Annotated in this window: 16 protein-coding genes and 2 pseudogenes; 13 read left to right on the top strand and 5 right to left on the bottom strand. The window is 58.3% G+C overall.

Annotated elements, in window-relative coordinates; translation table 11 throughout:
* Nucleotides 1-9 precede the first annotated feature (9 nt).
* The 3 genes from A3AU_RS0115385 to A3AU_RS0115375 are packed head-to-tail and all read right to left on the bottom strand — an operon-like array spanning nt 10 to nt 3,447.
* Complete coding sequence (locus A3AU_RS0115385; RefSeq protein WP_027053635.1) at nt 10-1,461, bottom strand: aldehyde dehydrogenase family protein; 1,452 nt, start codon at nt 1,459-1,461, stop codon at nt 10-12.
* On the bottom strand, nt 1,454-2,554 hold the full coding sequence (locus tag A3AU_RS0115380) for an aromatic ring-hydroxylating oxygenase subunit alpha (RefSeq protein ID WP_027053634.1): 1,101 nt from the start codon (nt 2,552-2,554) through the stop codon (nt 1,454-1,456). Before A3AU_RS0115380 ends, A3AU_RS0115385 begins: the two co-directional genes overlap by 8 nt.
* Nucleotides 2,551-3,447 carry a MurR/RpiR family transcriptional regulator gene (locus A3AU_RS0115375; RefSeq protein WP_245235494.1) on the bottom strand — a complete coding sequence of 299 codons (897 nt, stop codon included), beginning with the start codon at nt 3,445-3,447 and terminating at the stop codon, nt 2,551-2,553. Before A3AU_RS0115375 ends, A3AU_RS0115380 begins: the two co-directional genes overlap by 4 nt.
* Before the next feature lie 71 nt (nt 3,448-3,518).
* Between A3AU_RS0115375 and A3AU_RS0115370 the strand changes: the two genes are divergently transcribed.
* The 6 genes from A3AU_RS0115370 (at nt 3,519) to A3AU_RS0115345 (ending at nt 11,530) form a co-directional block, all read left to right on the top strand.
* Nucleotides 3,519-5,996, top strand: coding sequence for an FAD-dependent oxidoreductase (locus A3AU_RS0115370; protein ID WP_027053632.1), 2,478 nt, complete (start codon nt 3,519-3,521; stop codon nt 5,994-5,996).
* A complete protein-coding gene (locus tag A3AU_RS0115365; RefSeq protein WP_027053631.1) occupies nt 5,989-7,284 on the top strand; it encodes an aspartate aminotransferase family protein in 1,296 nt (431 codons plus the stop codon). The genes A3AU_RS0115370 and A3AU_RS0115365 overlap by 8 nt, the downstream gene beginning before the upstream one ends.
* Before the next feature lie 28 nt (nt 7,285-7,312).
* Nucleotides 7,313-8,548, top strand: coding sequence for an NAD(P)/FAD-dependent oxidoreductase (locus A3AU_RS0115360; protein WP_027053630.1), 1,236 nt, complete (start codon nt 7,313-7,315; stop codon nt 8,546-8,548).
* A gap of 16 nt (nt 8,549-8,564) precedes the next feature.
* Nucleotides 8,565-9,314: an electron transfer flavoprotein subunit beta/FixA family protein gene (locus A3AU_RS0115355; RefSeq protein ID WP_027053629.1), complete on the top strand. Its 750-nt coding sequence runs from the start codon at nt 8,565-8,567 to the stop codon at nt 9,312-9,314.
* A gap of 159 nt (nt 9,315-9,473) precedes the next feature.
* Entirely contained in the window at nt 9,474-10,412 is a 939-nt protein-coding gene (locus tag A3AU_RS0115350; RefSeq protein ID WP_027053628.1) for an electron transfer flavoprotein subunit alpha/FixB family protein, read from the top strand.
* A 71-nt stretch (nt 10,413-10,483) separates the two neighbouring features.
* The gene (locus A3AU_RS0115345; protein ID WP_081709555.1) at nt 10,484-11,530 is read left to right on the top strand and encodes a GlxA family transcriptional regulator; all 1,047 of its coding nucleotides are present in this window, start codon (nt 10,484-10,486) and stop codon (nt 11,528-11,530) included.
* A gap of 52 nt (nt 11,531-11,582) precedes the next feature.
* Here the strand turns inward: A3AU_RS0115345 and A3AU_RS1000000140955 are convergent.
* Together A3AU_RS1000000140955 and A3AU_RS1000000140950 are read right to left on the bottom strand one after the other, a co-directional pair.
* Nucleotides 11,583-11,845: pseudogene (locus A3AU_RS1000000140955) on the bottom strand (polar amino acid ABC transporter ATP-binding protein); the annotation flags it as partial.
* A 27-nt stretch (nt 11,846-11,872) separates the two neighbouring features.
* Nucleotides 11,873-12,235 (bottom strand): annotated as a pseudogene (locus A3AU_RS1000000140950) (ABC transporter permease subunit); the annotation flags it as partial.
* Between the two features lie 265 nt (nt 12,236-12,500).
* Between A3AU_RS1000000140950 and A3AU_RS01000000135520 the strand changes: the two are divergent.
* The 7 genes from A3AU_RS01000000135520 to A3AU_RS1000000137280 all read left to right on the top strand — a co-directional run bounded on the left by A3AU_RS01000000135520 (nt 12,501) and on the right by A3AU_RS1000000137280 (nt 19,477).
* Nucleotides 12,501-13,244 carry a GntR family transcriptional regulator gene (locus A3AU_RS01000000135520; RefSeq protein ID WP_051355370.1) on the top strand — a complete coding sequence of 248 codons (744 nt, stop codon included), beginning with the start codon at nt 12,501-12,503 and terminating at the stop codon, nt 13,242-13,244.
* A gap of 108 nt (nt 13,245-13,352) precedes the next feature.
* Complete coding sequence (locus A3AU_RS1000000138955; protein ID WP_154674599.1) at nt 13,353-13,538, top strand: FAD-dependent oxidoreductase; 186 nt, start codon at nt 13,353-13,355, stop codon at nt 13,536-13,538.
* Between the two features lie 154 nt (nt 13,539-13,692).
* Nucleotides 13,693-14,727 carry a proline racemase family protein gene (locus tag A3AU_RS0115325; RefSeq protein WP_027053625.1) on the top strand — a complete coding sequence of 345 codons (1,035 nt, stop codon included), beginning with the start codon at nt 13,693-13,695 and terminating at the stop codon, nt 14,725-14,727.
* A 687-nt stretch (nt 14,728-15,414) separates the two neighbouring features.
* On the top strand, nt 15,415-16,326 hold the full coding sequence (locus A3AU_RS0115320; protein WP_027053624.1) for a dihydrodipicolinate synthase family protein: 912 nt from the start codon (nt 15,415-15,417) through the stop codon (nt 16,324-16,326).
* A 28-nt stretch (nt 16,327-16,354) separates the two neighbouring features.
* Entirely contained in the window at nt 16,355-17,833 is a 1,479-nt protein-coding gene (locus A3AU_RS0115315) for an aldehyde dehydrogenase (protein ID WP_032917419.1), read from the top strand.
* Between the two features lie 97 nt (nt 17,834-17,930).
* Complete coding sequence (locus A3AU_RS0115310; protein ID WP_027053622.1) at nt 17,931-18,608, top strand: PALP domain-containing protein; 678 nt, start codon at nt 17,931-17,933, stop codon at nt 18,606-18,608.
* A complete protein-coding gene (locus A3AU_RS1000000137280; RefSeq protein WP_051355368.1) occupies nt 18,605-19,477 on the top strand; it encodes a dihydrodipicolinate synthase family protein in 873 nt (290 codons plus the stop codon). Before A3AU_RS0115310 ends, A3AU_RS1000000137280 begins: the two co-directional genes overlap by 4 nt.
* The last annotated feature ends 121 nt before the right edge of the window (nt 19,478-19,598 follow it).

Raw genomic sequence — 19,598 nt, 5'->3', positions numbered from 1 at the left:
AGGTCTCCTTTACCGAATGGCAATCGCGATGTTCTTGGTTTGCAGGTAGTTCCAAAGCGCCTCTCGGCCTTTTTCGCGGCCGTAGCCCGATTTGCCGTAGCCGCCAAAGGGTGTCTCGACGCCGCCGGCGTACCACTCATTGACGAACACCTGTCCGGCTCTTAAGCGACGGGCGGTCTTCATTGCGCGATCGACATCTGCCGTAAAAATGCCGGAGACCAAGCCATAGTCGGTACCGTTCGCCAGCCGCACCGCCTCGTCGTCAGTGCCGAACTTCAAAACCGAGAGAACAGGCCCAAAAACTTCCTCCCGTGCGATCGACATGTCCGGTGTTACTTTGTCGAACACGGTCGGCTCCAAGAAAAATCCTGGACGGTTAAGGCGTCTGCCACCGACAACCGCACGCCCTCCCTGCCGCTCGGCTTGCTGACACATGGATTCAGCTCGATTGCGCTGCGAGTCCGAAATCATGGCGCCCATGTTGGGACCGAATTCGGGCCTATCGGCGCCAGGACCGGCTGAAATTGAGCGCGCCATGTCCGCAACGCGCTCAACAACTTCGTCGTGCACATCCTCATGCACGATCAGGCGAGACATGGCCGAACACACCTGGCCTGCGTTGAAAAAAATCCCCCAACGAACATTTGACACAAGGTTGTCCAGGTTCGCGTCCGGCCAAGCGATCGCGGCTGATTTGCCGCCCAGTTCAAGCACACATGGAACCACATTTTTTGCGGCGGCCGACGCGATACTGACCCCTGTGGAAACCGACCCGGTGAAAACGATCTGATTTACGTCGGGGTGGCTGACGAGGGACGCGCCCGCCTCGCGGCCCAAGCCGCACAGAATATTCACCGCCCCCCGCGGCAGCCCCGCGTACTCAGCGGCGCTTGCGATGAACGAATTGGTCAGAGGGTCGAGTTCAGGCGTCTTTACGACGCACGCGTTGCCTGCTGTCAGAGCCGCCGACAGCGAGCGTGCGGTCATCTCAAGTGGATAGTTCCAGGGCACGACGTGCGCGGATACCCCGAACGGTTCATAGACCGTGAAATCGTAGTAGCTGTCTCCGAGAGGTATGGAACGACCTTCGATCGTTTCGCACTGATTGCCGTAGTACTCGAAATATCGAGCCGCCCCTTCGACCTCGATGCGGGCCTCCCAAAGCGGTTTGCCCGCTTCGCGGCACAGGACATAGGCAACCTGGTCGATATGATCGAGCAGATAGGTGCCCATCGCCCGTACCATTCGCCCCCGCTTGACGGGGCGCATTTCTGTCAACGCGCCGGACTCATGACAGGCCTTGGCGGCCTTTACGGCCCGATCAACGTCTTGCGCGCTCGCTAGGGCTTGCTCCGCAAGCGCCTCTCCAGTTGCAGGATCGTCAACGGTGAGAATTCCGGCACCGCCGTCGACCCATTCGCCATCTATGCAGTTCTTCCAATAGGCCTTGATCTCAGACATCGACACCTTCACGCATCCACTGCTGCAACATTCTTACCGAGTGCTCGGAGTTCACGCCGCAGTTCGGATCGATAACGAGCGGACCCGGTCTGTACCCGCGACTGTGCAAGCCGCGCTGGACGGCCTCGACGATATGAATATCCTCTTCGACAGTTGTCGCCCTGTCCTGGATCGCTAATTTTCGAATGATGTCGGACTCGGCGCCGTCGATCGTATACCAACCACGCCAGACTACGACCTCGTCGACATTCTTGATGCGCCAGTGATAGGTGTTGAGAACATTGCCGGGATAAACCTGAAACGAAAATGTCGGCCAAAGAAACCAGGACGAATATTCCCCCGCGCGCGCATTGGCGTTGAGGTCAATGGGATAACTCATTCGGTCGAGGTTCTGGCATTCGGTAGTATGACGCAAGCAATAGCCCTGAGGCTGGATGTCATACGTCTCGGGCTTTATGACCCCTGTAGCGAACGTCTTATGGTTCAGAGCACAGTGGTAGCACTCGGAATAGTTCTCGATCGATACTTTCCAGTTGCAGCTTTCAGGAATCTCAACCCATTCCAGTGGCTTTAGCTGGTCGATGTGAGGGACAAATTCGGTCAGCTCTTGCCTAACCTTTGGGAACCATTCGTCCATCGGGTTGGCGTCCGGGTCGAGATTGACAAAAACGAACCCGCAAAACAGTTCGACTTTCACGCTCGTCAGACAGATGTCGTTGCGATCGAACCCTGGGACGGCATTTACGTTGGGGCCGCCTCGAAGCTTGCCCGTGAGTTCATAGGTCCACGCGTGGTAGGGGCATACCAAAAGCCGAGCGTTCCCGCTTCCCTTTACCAATTCGTGCGCGCGATGCTGGCACACATTGTAGAAAGCGCGGACCTGGTTATCTCTATCGCGAATGCAGAATAGGCTTTGCCCTGCGAGCTCGAAGGTAAAATAGTCGCCAGGTTTCTCCACCAGTGAGGAGTGGCCTGCAAATTGCCACGTCCGGCTCAGAAGTCCGTCTTCTTCTTTGGTGAAAATGATAGGGTCGGTATAGTAGCGGGCCTCCAGCGATCGCAGGGGTTTCGACGGCGCTGACGAAACGTTCATCGTGGTTCCTCTTTCCAATAGACACCAAGCTCGTAGCGGCGCTTATGAAATCGCTCGATATTACTGACTGCATCGGCCGCCGCTTCAGCCACCACGAAAGCAACGATCGTTTCAAAAAGCGCCGTCAAGGCAACGGTCGACGGGAAAAACTGTGGCGTGTCGGTCGGGATGACGAAACGTTGGTCGGCGCGGGCCAGGATAGGCGACGCGGGGCTGTCAGAGATGCCAACGACCCTGATGCCATACGTTCGAGCCAACTCTACGGCCTCGACGACCTCGCGCCGGTACGGCTTGAACGTCATCGCAATCAGGAGATCACCTTTCTCGGCGCGAACCAACCCGTCCACAGGGAGGGATCCCTCGCGTGGAATCGCGACGATACTGTCCACCGCCATGCTTGCCAGATAGGCGAAATTTCGCGCGACTGAACTGGCAAAGCCCAAACCCAAGACGTAGGTGGTGCGCGCCTTTACAATGGCATCCGCGAGTTGCTTGATCTCGGTCGCGCTCGTTCCCGAAAACAGACCTTCGATATTCTCGATCGATGTGGATGCCATCTGGCTGTAGAGGCTAGCTAGTTTTCCGCCTTTGGATAGCGACTGCAGCCAGCGGGCCCGATCGGGAAAGTCCTCGCGTCCGCGCATCACTTGCTCGCGAAAAGGCCTACGAAAATCCTCGTAGCCATCAAAACCAAGCGCGCGCGCCATTCGCACCAGCGTATTAGGCTTTACGTCTGCGCCTTGCGCCATGCTTCTTATCGAGGTGATGCTGATCATGTTCGAATTCTCGAGCACGTGGGCTGCTGCCTTTTGCAATTCGGGAGTGAATGTAGATAGCCGGCTCGTCAGATCGTCGAGAACCGTTGTGGCCGTTTTTCCATTTGGTACAGTCATGTGTTTCATCCTTGACAATCGTACACTTGTTCGGTAGCCCTGTCTACAGGCAGTTTTCTCGGGAGACGACAATGAGCATATCTCACGCGCGGGTAGTAATCATAGGCGGGGGCATCATGGGGTGCGGCCTTGCATACCACCTCGCGCATGAAGGCTGGACCGACGTTGTTCTGTTCGAGAAGGCCGAATTGACGTCGGGATCGACGTGGCATGCCGCCGGACAGATCACGCATTCGACGTCGAGTTTTTCACTCGGTAAATGCGTCGGCTACAATATTGATCTCTATTCCAAGGTACTCGAAAAGGAGACCGGACAATCCGTAACCTGGCATGGCTGTGGGTCTTTGCGGCTGGCTTACACTGATGATGAACTCGACTGGCTCCGTCAGACCCTGAGCGTTGGAAAGGCGCTGGGCTTCACCATGGAATTGGTAGATTTGGAGCGCATCAGACAGCTTCATCCCTTCTATAATCTCGAAGGCGTGCAGGCGGCATTGTATACGCCCGATGACGGCCATGTTGACCCTTCCGGCGCCACTTTCGCACTTGCGCAAGGTGCACGTCAGCTCGGGGCCAAGATCGTACGGCAATGTCGGGTCATGGACGTAAAGCCAAAACCCAATGGCGAATGGCGCGTCTCTACCGAACAGGGCGAGATCGTTTGCGAGCATGTCGTTAACGCGGGTGGCACCTACGCGCGCCAGGTTGGCAATTGGGTTGGGCTCGACGTGCCCGTCACCTCGATGACCCACCATTACTTGATAACGGACACTGTTCCGGAATTCATGACGCTAGAGAAGGAGCTTCCGGTCGTCCGGGATGATCGCTTGGTATCCGGCTACATCCGCATGGAGCAGAAATCCGGTTTGATCGGTATCTACGAGAAGGCGAAACCCAACGCCGTTTGGATCGAAGGCTGTCCATGGGAAGCCGAGCATGAGCTGTTCGAGCCTGATTACGATCGCATTATGCCTTGGCTCGAGAATGCGATGGGTAGGATGCCTGTGCTTTCCCAACTCGGCATCAAGCGGGCTGTGCATGGCGCCATTTCGCATCCCCCGGACGGGAATCCGCTGATCGGTCCTGCGCCTGGGCTTAAGAATTTTTGGCTCAATTGCGGCTGTCAGATTGGTATCGGGTGGGGGCCGGGGCTGACGCGCGAACTGGCCCGTTGGATGGTCCACGGTGCCGCCGACATCAACATGCGCGACTACGATCCGCGGCGTTATGGCAAGTTTGCCGATCGAAACTACCAAGTCACCAAGGCAAAGGAGGATTACCTTCTTCGCCACGAGATACCCTTTCCGAACCTCAACCGTCATGACGGGCGGCCGGTCAAGCCAAGTGCACTGTACGACCGTCTGCAGAAGCGCGGCGCTGTGTTCGAGGAGGTCTATGGCTGGGAGCGCCCCCGCTGGTTCGCGAAGGACGGTCTTGAGCAGAAAGACTATTACTCGTTTCGTCGGCCCGCCTGGTTTCCGCTCGTTCAGAAGGAAATCAGTGCGGTTCGCGAATGCGCCGGCCTGATGGATATCTCAGCCTTCTCAAAGGTTCAGGTGTCAGGCCCGGATGCTGCCGGGTTCGTTGATCGACTGATACCGAACCGGCTCCCGTCGAAAATTGGCCGAATTGCTCTTACGCATTTGCTGAGCGATAGAGGGCGCATCGAGCTGGAAACGACGATCGTTCGCTTGGCGGATGACAGCTTCTACTTCACCTGCGCTGCCTTCTTCGAACAGCGCCTCCTGGATCACCTGACGTTTGCGCGCACGGCGAACGATTCCGTGATCATCACCAATCTTTCGGACCGTTGGGGGGCGCTTGCGCTTAACGGGCCACGGTCACGTGACATTCTGGGACCGAATACCGAAGCTGCTCTTACAAATGCTGCTTTTCCCTGGCTGACGGCTCAAGAAATCGAAGTTGCTGGGCAGAAGGTTTGGGCGTTTCGCATGTCCTATGCGGGCGAGCTGGGCTGGGAATTCCATACCTCTAGAGAAAGCCTGCCGGCGATCTATGACGCCCTGCACGCCACCGGCAGCGCCTTCGGCCTAGTGGATTACGGCTCATTCGCAATGAACGTCATGCGCCTGGAAAAGATGTTCAAGGGAGCAGGTGAATTGACCAATGAAGTGACGCTTCCAGAGGCCGACGTCATGCGTTTCGTTAAGTTGGACAAGCCTCATTTTGCCGGAAAGCAGGCGACGTTGGAAGCAATGGAGAGAGGGCCGAGTTGGATTTGCGCTTATCTTGCGATCGAAGCCGACGGCGTGTCCGATGGAAATGGCGGCGAAGCTGTCTTGCTGGGTGATCGGCAGGTCGGCTCCGTTAGCTCCATTGCTTATTCCTCGACTGCCGGGAAAATACTGGCGTTCGCTTACATCGCTCCCGAAGCTGCGCAGGTAGGAACGAATTTGCAGGTCATGGTGCTCGGCGAGCCTAGAGCGGCGACGGTTCTGAGCGACGCCGTCTTCGATCCCAACAATGAACATCCACGGGTTGATGCGGAAAGCTCAAGCACGACCAAGAAGGTTGCGGCACATGCTTGACACCGGCGTGAATGCGAGCGCGACACAAAGCAATTGGGTGAGCCGAGCGAAGGCGGTGCTGCCTGGCGGTGGATTTGGAAATTTTGATCCTTCCGTCGTCATACGAGAGGGCCATGGCGCTCACGTCTGGGACGAGAATGGCAAGGAGTATATCGACTTTTTGATAGGCTCGGGACCTATGATCCTGGGTCACGACAATCCCGAGGTCATCGAGGCCATTCGCGAGCAGGCGACGAGGGGGCTCACCTTTTTCGCCAGCAATAGGTATGGGATCGAACTTGCAGAAGTCATCTGCGAGGCGATGCCGTGTGCAGAAAAGCTTCGGTATGTTTCGACTGGCGGCGAAGCGGACATGTACGCTATGCGTCTCGCCCGAGCGCACACTGGTCGCGATAAAATACTGAAGTTTGAGGGCGGCTATCACGGGATGTCGTCTGAGGCGCTTATCAGCGTTTTTCCGGACCGAATTGAGAATTATCCTAACGGCGTTCCAGACTCGGCCGGGATTCCTGAGCAAGTCCGGGACGGCGTCTATGTCGCGCCATTCAATGACGTTGAATTCGTGCGTCAATTCCTGGCTGAGCATGGCTCGAAGATTGCCGGGATCATCGTGGAGCCGCTCCAGCGCTTGATCCCACCAGCGCCAGGCTTCCTGGAGACATTGCGCGAGGAAGCGTCGAAGCGAGGCATCGTTCTAATCTTCGACGAAGTCGTCACCGGGTTCCGCCTTGCCTACGGCGGCGCTCAGGAGCGATACGGCGTGGTGCCCGATTTATGCACCTTGGGCAAGATCATCGGAGGCGGCCTACCGCTTGCAGCTGTTGCGGGTAAGACGGAGATCATGGCCCACTTCGACAAAGCAGCTGTTGGGAGGGACGGGTTCACCCTCCAAATCGGGACGTTAAGCGGTAATCCACTTGCCGCTGTGGCTGGACTCAAAACCTTGGAGATCCTGCGTCGACCCGGTAGCTACGAGCGTCTTCGCGGATATGGCGTGGGCGTCATGGGCATGCTCAGCAAGGCGCTCGACCAAACCGGTATCGCTTACCAGATCGTCGGGGATCCAGTGCTGTTTGACGTGGTCTTCACCGAGCAAACCGTGAAATCGTATCAAGACGTCGCAAAAGGCAATTCCGCGGCGGCCGGTAGATTTAATACCGCCCTGCGTGAGAAGGGGATTTTCAAGTCTCCGGGGAAGATCTACCCATCCCTTGCCCTGACCGACAGCGATCTGGCCTGGACGAAAGAAGCAATCGATCACGCTGCCTCTAGGCTGCTGGCAGCATAGAGCACAAAGCATTCCCTGAGGAAGACATATGCAGGACAATGTTGTCATTGTCGGCACGGGGCAGGCTGCGCTCTCATGTGCCGTAAGATTACGCGGCTCCGACTACGACGGCGCCGTGACCATGCTTGGTGATGAGCCATGGCTGCCTTATCAAAGGCCGCCGCTGTCCAAGGCCTACCTGAAGGGCGAGACAACAGCGGAGCGATTGGAATTTCGTCCTCAGGAGTTCTACGACAAGGCCAGAATTGTGGTCGATCGGGGCAGCCGGGTGACCTCCGTCGATCGGAGCAACCGAAGTGTTACAACATCGGCCGGCAGAAGCTATGCTTATACCAAGCTCGTTCTAACCACAGGCTCGCGGGCACGGACGCTTCCGGATGTGATGACGCACGGCCTGGACGGGATTGTGACCCTGAGGAGCATAGCGGACGCCGATCGCCTTCGGCGCGCGTTAGCAAGTCCAAAGCGCATCGTCGTCGTTGGCGGCGGTTATGTGGGGCTGGAAGTTGCTTCGATTGCTGTTCGAATGGGCCATGCAGTTACCATTGTCGAAATGGCGGACCGTGTCCTCAAGCGCGTCGCCGGCGCTCCAACGGCTGAAGCGATCGAAGAGCTCCATGTGCGCCACGGTGCGACCATTCTAACCAATGCACAGCTGACAGGATTTTCCGGCCACAACGGCGGAGTCGCTGGCGTTGCCTTGGAAAGCGGGACGATGCTCCGTGCTGATTTGGTTCTGGTCGCTATTGGTGGCATGGCGAATGTTGAGCTCGCCGCGGAAGCCGGCCTGACAGTCGAGAATGGCATCGTTGTTGACAAATTCGGACAGACCTCCGACGCCGACATCTATGCGGCTGGCGATTGTGCCGCTTTTCCTTTTGGCGGCCGGCTAATCCGCATCGAATCGGTACAAAACGCCATCGAGCAAGGCGCCGTCGTCGCCAATGCCATTTTGGGCAGACCGGTGGAATATGAGCCTGTTCCGTGGTTTTGGAGCGACCAATACGACACCAAGTTGCAAACGGCCGGTCTGGCGCTTGACTACGATGACATCCTCGTGGTGTCCACGGAGCCGGGCTGTTCGGCGTTTTGGTATTTTCGCGATGGCATGGCCGTGGCCGTCGACACGATGAATGACGCAAAAACGCATATGGCGGCGCGCCGGATCTTCGGAGCTCGCGTCGCGCTTCGGCGTGAACTGCTCCTAAAACCTGACTTCAATCTTATGCAATACGTCCGTAGAGCCGCCGCTCCGTCTGGATGAATAGAGGAAAAATCCGATGAAAATTCTCGTGCCCGTGAAGCGGGTTGTGGATGCGAACGTCAAGGTTCGCGTGAAGGCTGATGGTTCGGCGGTGGAACTCGCCAACGTCAAGATGGCGATGAACCCGTTCGACGAGATCGCGGTCGAAGAGGCGATCCGGCTGAAGGAGTCCGGCAAGGCGGACGAGATCATCGTCGTCTCGATCGGCCCGCAGCAGGCGCAGGAGACCTTGCGCACCGCACTCGCCATGGGCGCCGACCGCGCCATCCTGGTCAAGACCGACGAGCAGACCGAGCCGCTCGGCGTCGCCAAGGTGCTGAAGGGCGTCGTCGACGCTGAACAGCCCGGCCTGGTCATCCTCGGCAAGCAGGCGATCGACGACGATTCGAACCAGACCGGCCAGATGCTGGCGGCCCTGCTCGGCTGGGCGCAGGGCACCTTCGCCTCCAAGGTGGTTATCGACGGCGACAAGGCCAAGGTGACGCGCGAAGTCGACGGCGGTCTGCAGACGGTGGAACTGAAGATGCCGGCGATCGTGACCGCGGACCTTCGCCTCAACCAGCCGCGCTATGCCTCGCTGCCCAACATCATGAAGGCCAAGAAGAAGCAGCTCGACGAGAAGACCCCGGCCGACTACGGCGCCGACGTCAAGCCGCGCCTGAAAGTGATCAAGACCGAGGAGCCGAGCGGCCGCAAGGCGGGCGTCAAGGTCAAGAGCGTCGCCGAGCTGGTCGACAAGCTCAAGAACGAAGCCGGCGTGCTGTAGGAATTCATGTGATGTCGGCCTGCAAACGACAGGGTTCTCCGCTTCCGGTGCTCACGTACTGAAGTACGCTCCGCTCCGGTTCTCGAACCCAACCGTTTTCGGCTCGACCTGACATGAATTCGAGACGCCCTCGCTGAAGTAGATCAAGGGACAAAAAAGATGGCTATTCTTCTGATTGCCGAACACGACAACGCAACCCTTTCTGACCAGACCGCCAAGGCGCTTTCGGCCGCCCTGCAGATCGGTTCGGACGTGCATGTGCTGGTTGCCGGCAAGGGCGCCAAGCCGGCTGCGGACGCCGCCGCCAAGCTCAAGGGCGTGAGCAAGGTTCTGCTGGCCGAAGCCGACGAACTCGCCGAGCGCCTCGCCGAACCGACGGCAGCACTCGTCGTGTCGCTGGCCGGCGGCTACGACACCATCATTGCGCCGGCCACCTCATCTGGCAAGAACGTCGCACCGCGCGTCGCCGCCCTGCTCGGTGTCGCGCAGGTCTCCGAAATCATCGAAGTGGTCTCGCCCGACACCTTCAAGCGGCCGATCTATGCCGGCAACGCCATCCAGACCGTGCAGGCGACCGACGCCAAGAAGGTCATCACCGTGCGCACCGCTTCATTTCCCGTCGCCTCCCAAGGCAATGCGGCTGCCGTCGAGATTATCTCGGCGGCAGCCGACCCCCGTTTATCGTCCTTCATCGAGAACAAGCTTTCCGGAACTGATCGTCCGGAGTTGACCTCCGCCAGAATTATCATCTCGGGTGGTCGTGCTCTCGGCTCCTCGGAAAAGTTCCAGGAGGTCATCCTGCCGGTTGCCGACAAGCTTGGTGCCGCCGTCGGCGCTTCCCGCGCCGCGGTCGATGCCGGCTATGCCCCGAACGACTGGCAGGTCGGCCAGACCGGCAAGGTGGTGGCCCCCGATCTCTACATCGCGGTCGGCATTTCCGGTGCCATTCAACACCTTGCCGGCATGAAGGATTCCAAGGTCATAGTCGCCATCAACAAGGACGAGGAGGCACCGATCTTCCAGGTTGCCGACTACGGCCTGGTCGGCGATCTCTTCCTCATCCTGCCGGAGTTGGAAAAGGCGCTCGCAGGCGACTGAAGGGGGAAAGGATAGCGGTCGTTCCTCTCGCTAGAGGATAAGACGGCGTCCTCTGGTCAAGCGGTGACAGAATGAACGTAATAAACAACCGACTTGTCGGCGAGCGGAGATTGGGTCGCGGAAACTTAGATTCCACGGCCTTCATGCCTTTGGCTGATGGAGTCATGGAGTTCTTGATAGTCCTTGTTCCGGGATTTTCACAACTGTGTATGTCGTCGTTCATCGATCCATTGCGGTATGCAAACAGATTGTCCGGGCGCGAGCGGTTTCGATGGCGATTGATAAGCGACGACGGCAGCCCTGTTATATGTGCCAGTGGGATCCGAGTGTGCGTGGATGCAACTCTTAACGAGGAAGCCAAGCTTCTGCAATCGGAGCGTTTGCCCGATGGCATCGTAGTTTGCGCGGGCGCGGGGATCGAACACTATCCCTCAGCACCACTGTTGCCGCTTCTACGCTTCTGTGCGCGTCGCAATGTGAGGCTTTACGGACTCGGCACCGGCGCATGGGTCTTTGCTGCGGCCGGTCTGTTGTCCGACACGCGCTGTACCATCCATTGGGACACGATGGCAGCCTTCTCGGAGTCATTTGGAGGCCTAAAGCTGACCGACGCTCTGTTCGTCGAGCAGAAAGGAATCGTCACTTGCGCCGGTGAATTTGCGGCATTTGATCTCGCGATCAGCTCAGTAGAACACCGATGTGGTGCCGATGTGGCGCGATCAGTCTGCCGCTTCCTCACAGCCGATCGATGGCGCGAGGGGGAAAGCTGTCAATCTGCTCCCCTTCGGCTTCGCTTTGGCGGCGCAAGCGAAAAGCTGATCCGTATTATCCGCATGATGGAAAATTCTGTAGATGAGCCGTTGACGATTCGCGCTATTTCTCAAGAGCTGGGCCTTTCTTGCCGGCAAATCCAGCGCCTCTTTCTTCACCATCTCAAGGCGACGCCGATGCGATACTATCTTTTGCTCAGAATGGCGCGGGCGCGCCAACTACTCGAATTGACCGATATGTCCGTGCTGCAGGTGGCAATCGCTTGCGGGTTTGTCTCATCATCGCATTTTTCAAAATGTTTTCGTGACCATTTCGGTGAGGCGCCCAGCGGTGCGCGACGCTGCTAATAAATGGAATTTTCTCCCAGTCGCGATCTCACAATCGTGCGCTCGCATTTTACTAATGGGGAAGAATTTTCGAAAGGAAATCCTTCGCGCGTCCGTCCCTAGGATTGGCGAAAAATTGCTCCGGCGACTATTCGCCCCGAATCCAGGAAAACAATGCGATTGGCGACTTTGCGCGCGAATCCCATCTCATGGGTCACGACAACCATAGTCTCTCATGGGTCACGACAACCATAGTCATGCCCGCCTGCGCGAGTCGCCCATGACGTCCAGCACTTCTGAAATCATCTCCGGATCGAGCGCAGACGTCGGCTCGTCGACAGAGTACAACCCAGCTCGAATGACCTCGGCCAGGTAAGAGGCGGCAATTATCGACATTGCCAAGAGCGCCGCTGTCCACCCGTCTATTGGTTGACCCGTGATCGCCGGAGCTCCGAAGTAAATCCAGAATATCACCATCAACTCTGGCGTCGCGCGAACGATCTCGATCAGGAAAACGGCTGGAACCCTTGGCCAGGGGCGAACTATATACGCGCGCCACCGCCAAGGGTATACGGCCGCCAGTCCTAGTGCCGTCGACAAGACAGAAAGCTGGATTGACAACCATAAGCCCTGCGCGATCAGGCCTGCGCTGGGCCAAATGGGAGCGATGAACAGGCGCCGCCGACGGTGCGCATTATGACGGCGTTGAGGTCCGGATTTCTGCACTCGATGACACTGATTGCCGCGTCGGCCGCCTCCTGCCAGGAAACCTCGACGGCACGGCCATGACCCTCCGTTTTTCTCATTCGGTCCCTAGGGGCGTCGGCCGAAATATTCTCTACGTCGGCGTTGCACAATGTTGTATGCAGGTTGTCGACCTTGACCGGTCTGGGGTAATAGTAGCACCCGAACATGATGGATAGGCCGATGAGCGAAGCCGGTTTAGGCACCTTGGATGGTCTGATCGAGCTGATCTGGAGCGAGGATACGGATGAACATACCGGTAAGAAAAGCAGCATCAGCACGGGAGGCTGCGGCTCCGCGAGAAACCGGAAGTACCCGGGTCTATACCGAGCTTCGCCGCGACATTCTAAGTATGGTGCTGCTCCCGAGCGCCCCATTGGACGAGGTAGGGCTGGGAAAACGCTTCCAACTTTCGCGCTCCCCTATTCGAGAGGCGCTGGTGCGCCTTGCGAGCGAGGGATTGGTCGTTACGCTTCAGAACCGCAGCACCGTCATAGCCCCTCTCGATTTCCGCAGCGTGCCCGAATTTCTGGATGCCTTGGATCTTCTGCAGCGCGCTACCCATAGGTCAGCTGCCATTTGCCGCTCTGAACAGGATATAGAGGAGATCGAAGCTACACTTGGCATATACGAGAAGAAGGTCAAGCTCAGTTTCGATAACGGCGACTGGTTGCCTATCATCGAAGGCAACTACGATTTTCACTACAGGATCGCGCAAGCGGGCCGCAATCAGTATTTTGCCGGATTTTACAAGCGGATTCTAGAGGAAGGGCGACGGATGCTCTACTTTCATAATGAATTCCTCTTCAAGAGCCTCGGTTCCACAGAAGAGCGCCTAAACCAGCACCATCGAGAAATGGTCGAAGCCATCCGCGTTCAAGATCCAGATGAGGCCGAACGCCTTGCCGACGAACATGCGAGGCAGTTCAAGGGGGAATTCCTGGAATACATGGAACGGAGCATCACCTCGAAAATGAGAATCGCCACCTGACGAGAGCCCTTTTGAGCTTGGCGCTCGACTGTTCGACTTAATGTCGATTGATGCCGTTTCGATCGACAACGGAGCGCGATTTTTGATCTGCGGACTTGAGGGATTTTCATGGAAGCTGGCCCGGAGGCTCGTGCCGTGGGTGTCATCGGCGCTGGCATCGTCGGAGTGGCTTTGGCGTTTTTGCTCTCCAGGCGGGGCTTTGGCGTTACACACCTCGATCGCGACGCCCCCGGAAGAGCCGAACCGTCCTTCGGGAATGCAGGATATATTGCGGGATCGGAGATATCCGATTAGCAATTCCGGCATTCTAGGAACCGCAATCCGTACGCGCCCGCTTGAAATACGTGCGCTGGTCTGGTATCCAGCGGCAGATAAATTGTCGTCATTATGTAGACAAAATTGACGGGGCGCTTGTCCTGCAGCTTTATCCGCCAATTGAGGAGCTCAAATGCGCTGGAGCAAGACCTTCACGATGGTGGAAGCACATTGCGAGGGAGACGTCGGTCGTGTCGTCACCGGCGGCGTCCTGTCGATTCCGGGCGAGACCATCCTCGACAAACTGCTATACATAAACAACGTCGATGACCGGCTGCGCCGCTTTCTGGTGAACGAGCCCAGGGGATGCGCGCAGATGAGCACGAATCTCCTATTGCCGCCTGTGCATCCCGAGGCCGACGCCGCCTTCATTATCCTGCAGGGCGACAAGGCGCATGCCATGTCCGGCTCCAACAGCATCTGCCTTGTCACGGTGCTTCTTGAGACCGGCATGGTCGAGATGAAGGAGCCCGAGACGGTCGTCACAATCGAAACCGCGGCCGGCCTCGTCAAGGCCGTTGCCAAATGCTCAAACGGGAAATGCGAACGCGTCACTCTCGACATGCCGCCGTCGTTCCCGCTGCTGCTGGACGCCGAAGTGGATGTCCCAGGCCTTGGCAAGGTGGTGGTAGACATTTCCTATGGCGGCATCTTCTACGGGCTCATAAATCCCGAGCAGTTCGGCCTGAAGCTCACGACCGAGAATGCGAGGAAGCTGGTCGATCTCGGTTGCCGTGTCCAGCGGGCCATCGACACCCAGCTCGACGTCCGGCATCCCGAGATAGCCGGTCTGAGCGGCCTGTCCTACACGATGTTCGTCGGATACGACGATGAGGGCCGGATGAAAGGCGTCACGGTCGTCCCTCCGGGCCGTGTCGACCGTTCGCCTTGTGGAACGGGCAACAGCGCGCGGCTCGCGGTCATGTATGCGCGCGGCCAGTTCGCGGAAGGCGAGAAGCGGATAGCGCGCTCGATCATCGACAGCGAGTTTGAGGTCTCGATCATCGGAACGACCAAGGTGGCTGGCAAGCTCGGCATTTTGCCAAGGATTTCTGGGCGTGGTTGGATTCACGGCATCCATCAAACCGGCGTCGATCCGACTGACCCCTACCAGCTTGGTTACATGGTGTCCGATTGTTGGGGCGACGCCTTCGACCTGCTCAAGTAACTTGGCGAAGCCTCGTCCTCGATCCGCGGCCAGAGCCCTGTTCAGAACGTCACGATCTTCACTTTTGAAGTGTTGGATCGCTTCAGAAATTGAAGGAAGTTCCCCTTAAGCTGGGCGGCGTGCACGGCGCCAGTTGTTCGGCGGATACGCCTTCCTCGAGACGCGCTGTAGAGGCGGCCCGCTCTCGGCGTCGTGTGGGAATCACCGAGCGCAGCGATAGGCGAAGGGAAGCCGCGACCTGACCCCCTCCCGTATTGACGTACTTCACCGGGCTAATGCAACTGCTGGGCAATCATTCCCGACGTGATCATGCGCGGACACCTCGTCGACCTGCTCTCCACGTCCCCGCGACCGCTTTGCGCAGTGCCCTGCCGCTCTCCGCGGTGTCATCTCTCAAGGACGACAACGTGGCTTCCGCGAAACACATGCCAAGGCTGGCCAGCGAAGGACTGGCGCTTGATGAGAGTGCTTCTACTCGGAAGTGCCAATGGGCGCGTTCCGATAGGCAAGTTTTGAGGTTTTGGACGAAACTCAAGTTGCAGGGCGCTGACCCATCGAAAACCCATTGACAAAAACATATGAACGACAATATGTCGACATTCGGCGGAGCCAGCCGAAGGTGAGCCACGCGAGACGATTATCGCAAGGCATCCTTGTGCCGTCATATGGAATGGATGGAGATTACAGGTGCAGATACCTCAACTGAGTGGCATCCTAACGGCCCTCGCCACCCCCTATGATGATAGCGGCCGTCTGGACCTGAAGGCCTTGGACAAGCTCGTTGAGTTTCTCGTCTCCAACGGCGTGCACGCCCTCATTCCGGGTGGCTCCACCGGCGAATACTATTCTCAGACACTCGAGGAACGGAAAGCCGTCCTGGCGGGCGTGGCCGAGGTTGTGAAGGACCGAATTCCGCTTTATGTCGGCGCCAACAGCATGCGGCCCGAGGAGACGGTTGAGCTCAGCAAATTCGCCGAGGGCTTAGGCTACGAGGCGCAGTTGCTGGCAGCCCCGCCTTACTCCCTACCGGGAAGGTCGGAACTCATTGCGCATTTCCGCAACATCGCGAAGAGCACCTCGCTGCCGATCATCCTCTATAATTTCCCCGCGCGCACCGGCGTGGATATGGACAAGGAGTTCCTCGAAGGCGTCCTCGATATCAAGAAGATCTTCGCCATCAAGGAATCGAGTGGTTCAATCTCTCGCTACTACCAGCACATGGTCCTCTATCCCGAGCTGCAACGTGTCTGCGGTTTCGATGATCAGGTCCTGGACCAATTCCTGTGGGGGACACGCTCCTGGATCGCCGGCGCTTCCAACTTCCTGCCGGCAGAACACGTCGCCCTATACAACGCGTGCGTCGAGAAGGAAGACTTTCTGCTGGGACGCAAGCTGATGAAGGCAATGATGCCTTTGATCTACTTGCTGGAGAACGGCGGCAAGTACAATCAGTACGTCAAATACGGTGCGTCGCTCGCGGGCATTCCGATCGGCGATGTGCGCGCGCCGCTGATCGGTCTGTCCGATGCGGAGCGCTCCGAATTCCGCAAGCTCTACAAAGACCTCAAGTCGCAGAACATAGCCTCTTGGGTGCATTGAAAGTACCCCAACCGGTAGAGGACATAAGATGACTGTCAATATCAAGATCCCCGCGACGTTCGAGACGCGCCCATTCATCAACGGCGAATATTGCGGCACCGAACGCGGCGAAACGTTTGCGACTTTGAACCCTGCCACAGGCAAAGAATTGGCGCAGGTTTCCTCGGGCGATGAGGCCGATATTAATAAGGCCGTCGCAGCCGCGCGCGCTTCTTTCGAAGGCGGGTCGTGGTCGCGCCAAACGCCGCGCGACCGCAAGAAGACCCTTCTCCGCTTCGCCGATCTGATCGAAAAGAACATCGAAGAACTCGCGCTGATCGAGACGCTCGACTGCGGGAAACCTCTCAATGATTCCCGCAACGTAGATCTGCCCGACAGCATCGAGACGCTACGCTGGCATGCCGAGGCGACAGACAAGCTCTACGACCAGATGTCTCCCGCCCCGGTAGACGTCGTTTCCATGATCGTGCGCGAACCGGTCGGGGTTGTCGGCGCGGTCCTGCCGTGGAATTTCCCGCTGTTTGTCGCCATGTGGAAGATTGCGCCTGCGCTCGCCGCCGGCAATTCCATCGTCATCAAGCCGGCGGAACTAACCTCGCTCTCGCTGCTGCGCCTTGCGGCCATCGCCGCCGAAGCCGGCCTTCCCGAGGGCGTGCTTAACGTCGTGCCAGGTATGGGCCCGACAGCCGGCCGTGCGCTCGGCCTGCACATGGACGTGGACTGCATCAGCTTTACGGGTTCCGGCGAGGTCGGCCGCTACTTCCTGAAATACGCCGCCGAATCGAACATGAAGCGCATCGTTTTGGAATGCGGTGGCAAGAGCCCGGCAATCGTGCTCGACGATGTGACCGACTTCACCCCGGTGGTCGAGCAGATCGCAGCTGGCTTCCTGTTTTGCCAGGGGGAGAACTGCTCCGCCGGCACACGCCTGATCGTCTCCGAGAAAATCCGCGAACCTCTGCTCGAAAAGCTCAAGGAAACCGTCAAGACCTGGAAGGTCGGAGATCCGCTGGATTCCGCTACCAAGATCGGCGCCATGATCGAGGAGCCGCATATGCAAAAGGTCCTCTCTTACATCGGGAAGGGCCAATCCGAGGGCGCGAAGCTGACGCTCGGCGGCAACCAGGTATTGAAGGACACCGGCGGCTACTTCATCGAGCCGACCATCTTCGAAGGCGTGACGAACGACATGGTGATCGCGCGCGAGGAGATTTTCGGCCCCGTCCTGTCAGTCATCAGCGTCCGTGACGACGCCGAAGCCGTGCGCATCGCGAACGATACCAATTACGGCTTGGCGGCGTCGCTCTATACGAACGACCTCAACCGGGCGCATCTGATCGCAAGGTCGATCCGCGCCGGCACCGTTTCGGTCAATTGCTACTCCGAAGGCGACTTCGCGGTCCCCTTCGGCGGCTACAAGGAGTCCGGCTTCGGCGGGAAGGACAAGGGCTTCGCGGCCCACGACCAGTATACCGAAACAAAGGCCATCTGGATTCAACTGAGATAGTCAGCGCAGGGTCCAGGTGGACGGAATGGCCGCCGGAGCCGCCCCCCGGCCGGGTCATTCCAGTGGGGATCGGAAGCATTCGCGTCAGGGACATCGTATGCTCGACGACATAAGCCAGGACGAAGATCGGCTTGCCGCCCGGCTCTCGACGCGGGAGCCGGTCTTCTGGACCAACCCGGCTCTGGTGCGATCGCATAACTCCGGTACGTATCGGAACGACATCGCTGACACCCAAGGGCGTTTGCGCGGCGCCGGGTACCATCTCCAAGTTGCTTTTTCGGGGATCGGCCGGTCCGACGTCGTCGAATCCCCGCTCGTTGCCGCCGAAGATCTCGCAAAGCGCTGGAACGTCAACGCTGAAGATTTCCTATCGATTGCCGGGTCGACTAAGGTACGCGAAGAAATCTCTGGCTCGGTGCTGTCGGCAACCGAGATCGAGGAAGAAGCCATCAAAGTCGAGAACAATACAAACTGCGGTTTGGCCTCGCAACTCTATATCGACAACCTCACGTCGGCCACCGAATTGCTAAGCCAGGAACCGTGTCCGTCAAATGCTTTTCTGAGAGCGACCTCGCCGTGCTGTTCGGCGGCTACAAGGAACTTGGTTTCTAGGGTCCGGGAAAAGGGCCTTGCCGCGCACGATCAATATTCCGAACAAAGGCGATTTGGATCCGGCTTCGTTGACCCGTTTGCACAGTTTCTCAAGGCGCATGTGCCCTGGAAACAAAAGGATCGTCCGCCCTATACGGGCCATTCAACAAGGAGACCAGTATGAGCAATCTGGAAGGCGTCTGCGTACCCATCTGCACTCCGTTCAAGGACAATGGCGCAACTGTCGACATTGCGGCGTTCGAGGCAAACATTGACTCGCTTGTCGAAAACGCTGTGCACATCATTGCGGTCAATGGCGGGACCGGTGAATTTCCGTTCCTGTCAGAATCCGAAAAACGCGAGCTGGCCGAAGTGGCCTGCAGACGCGTCAATGGCCGAGCCAAAGTGATTGTCCAGACCTCGGCGATCCGGACCGAAGATGCAGTGGAGAACTCCAAGCATGCGGAAGGCGTGGGCGCTGATGCGGTTCTGGTCCTGCCGCCTTATTTCGAAGGCCCGGGTGAAGACGGGGTGCGCTGGCACTATGAACAAATCGCCAAGGCGATCAGAACCCCGATCATGGCCTACAACATTCCCGCCTATACCCAGTTCGACATCACCCCGGAAATCTTTGCCCGCTTTTCGGAGATCGACGGGGTAGATTACATCAAGGACAGCACCGCCGATCCCAGCCGGATTGAAAAGCTGGCGGGGCAGGGGGCCAAAGTGTTCTGCGGCTGTGACTTTCTCAATTTTTTCGCGCTCGTGAACGGCGCCGCCGGTTTGTTTACCGGCTCCGGCAACGTAGCGCCCGCACAGATCCGCAAGCTGTGGGACCTGGTGAAGTCGAAGGACTACGAGCAGGCGGAGAAGGTCTGGAAGACGCTCCAGCCGATCAGCCGTCTGCTCTGGACGCTGCCCTTCAACCCGGTCGCTAAGGCCGGGAGCGAGATGACCGGCCGTAGGGTCGGCCTGTGCCGCATGCCTGTGCCACCGCTGAAGGCAGATGAGATGAAGCTGGTCGAAGCCGCAGTCGAGGCGCTTTCGGCCTGATCCCAAGATCCGGGCTGCCCGACATCGGGCGGCTCGGAGCCTCTGATACTCCGGTTCCGATGACCCGTCCCCATTCCCTCGCCGCCTTACCGCACGACGCGCGACGTAGCCTTTCCAGTGG

Origin of the sequence: Mesorhizobium erdmanii USDA 3471 (genome assembly GCF_000472705.1) — a bacterium.
GTDB classification, from domain to species: domain Bacteria; phylum Pseudomonadota; class Alphaproteobacteria; order Rhizobiales; family Rhizobiaceae; genus Mesorhizobium; species Mesorhizobium erdmanii.
Note: the sequence above shows the minus strand (reverse complement) of the source record. Positions and strands in the feature narration are given on the sequence as shown.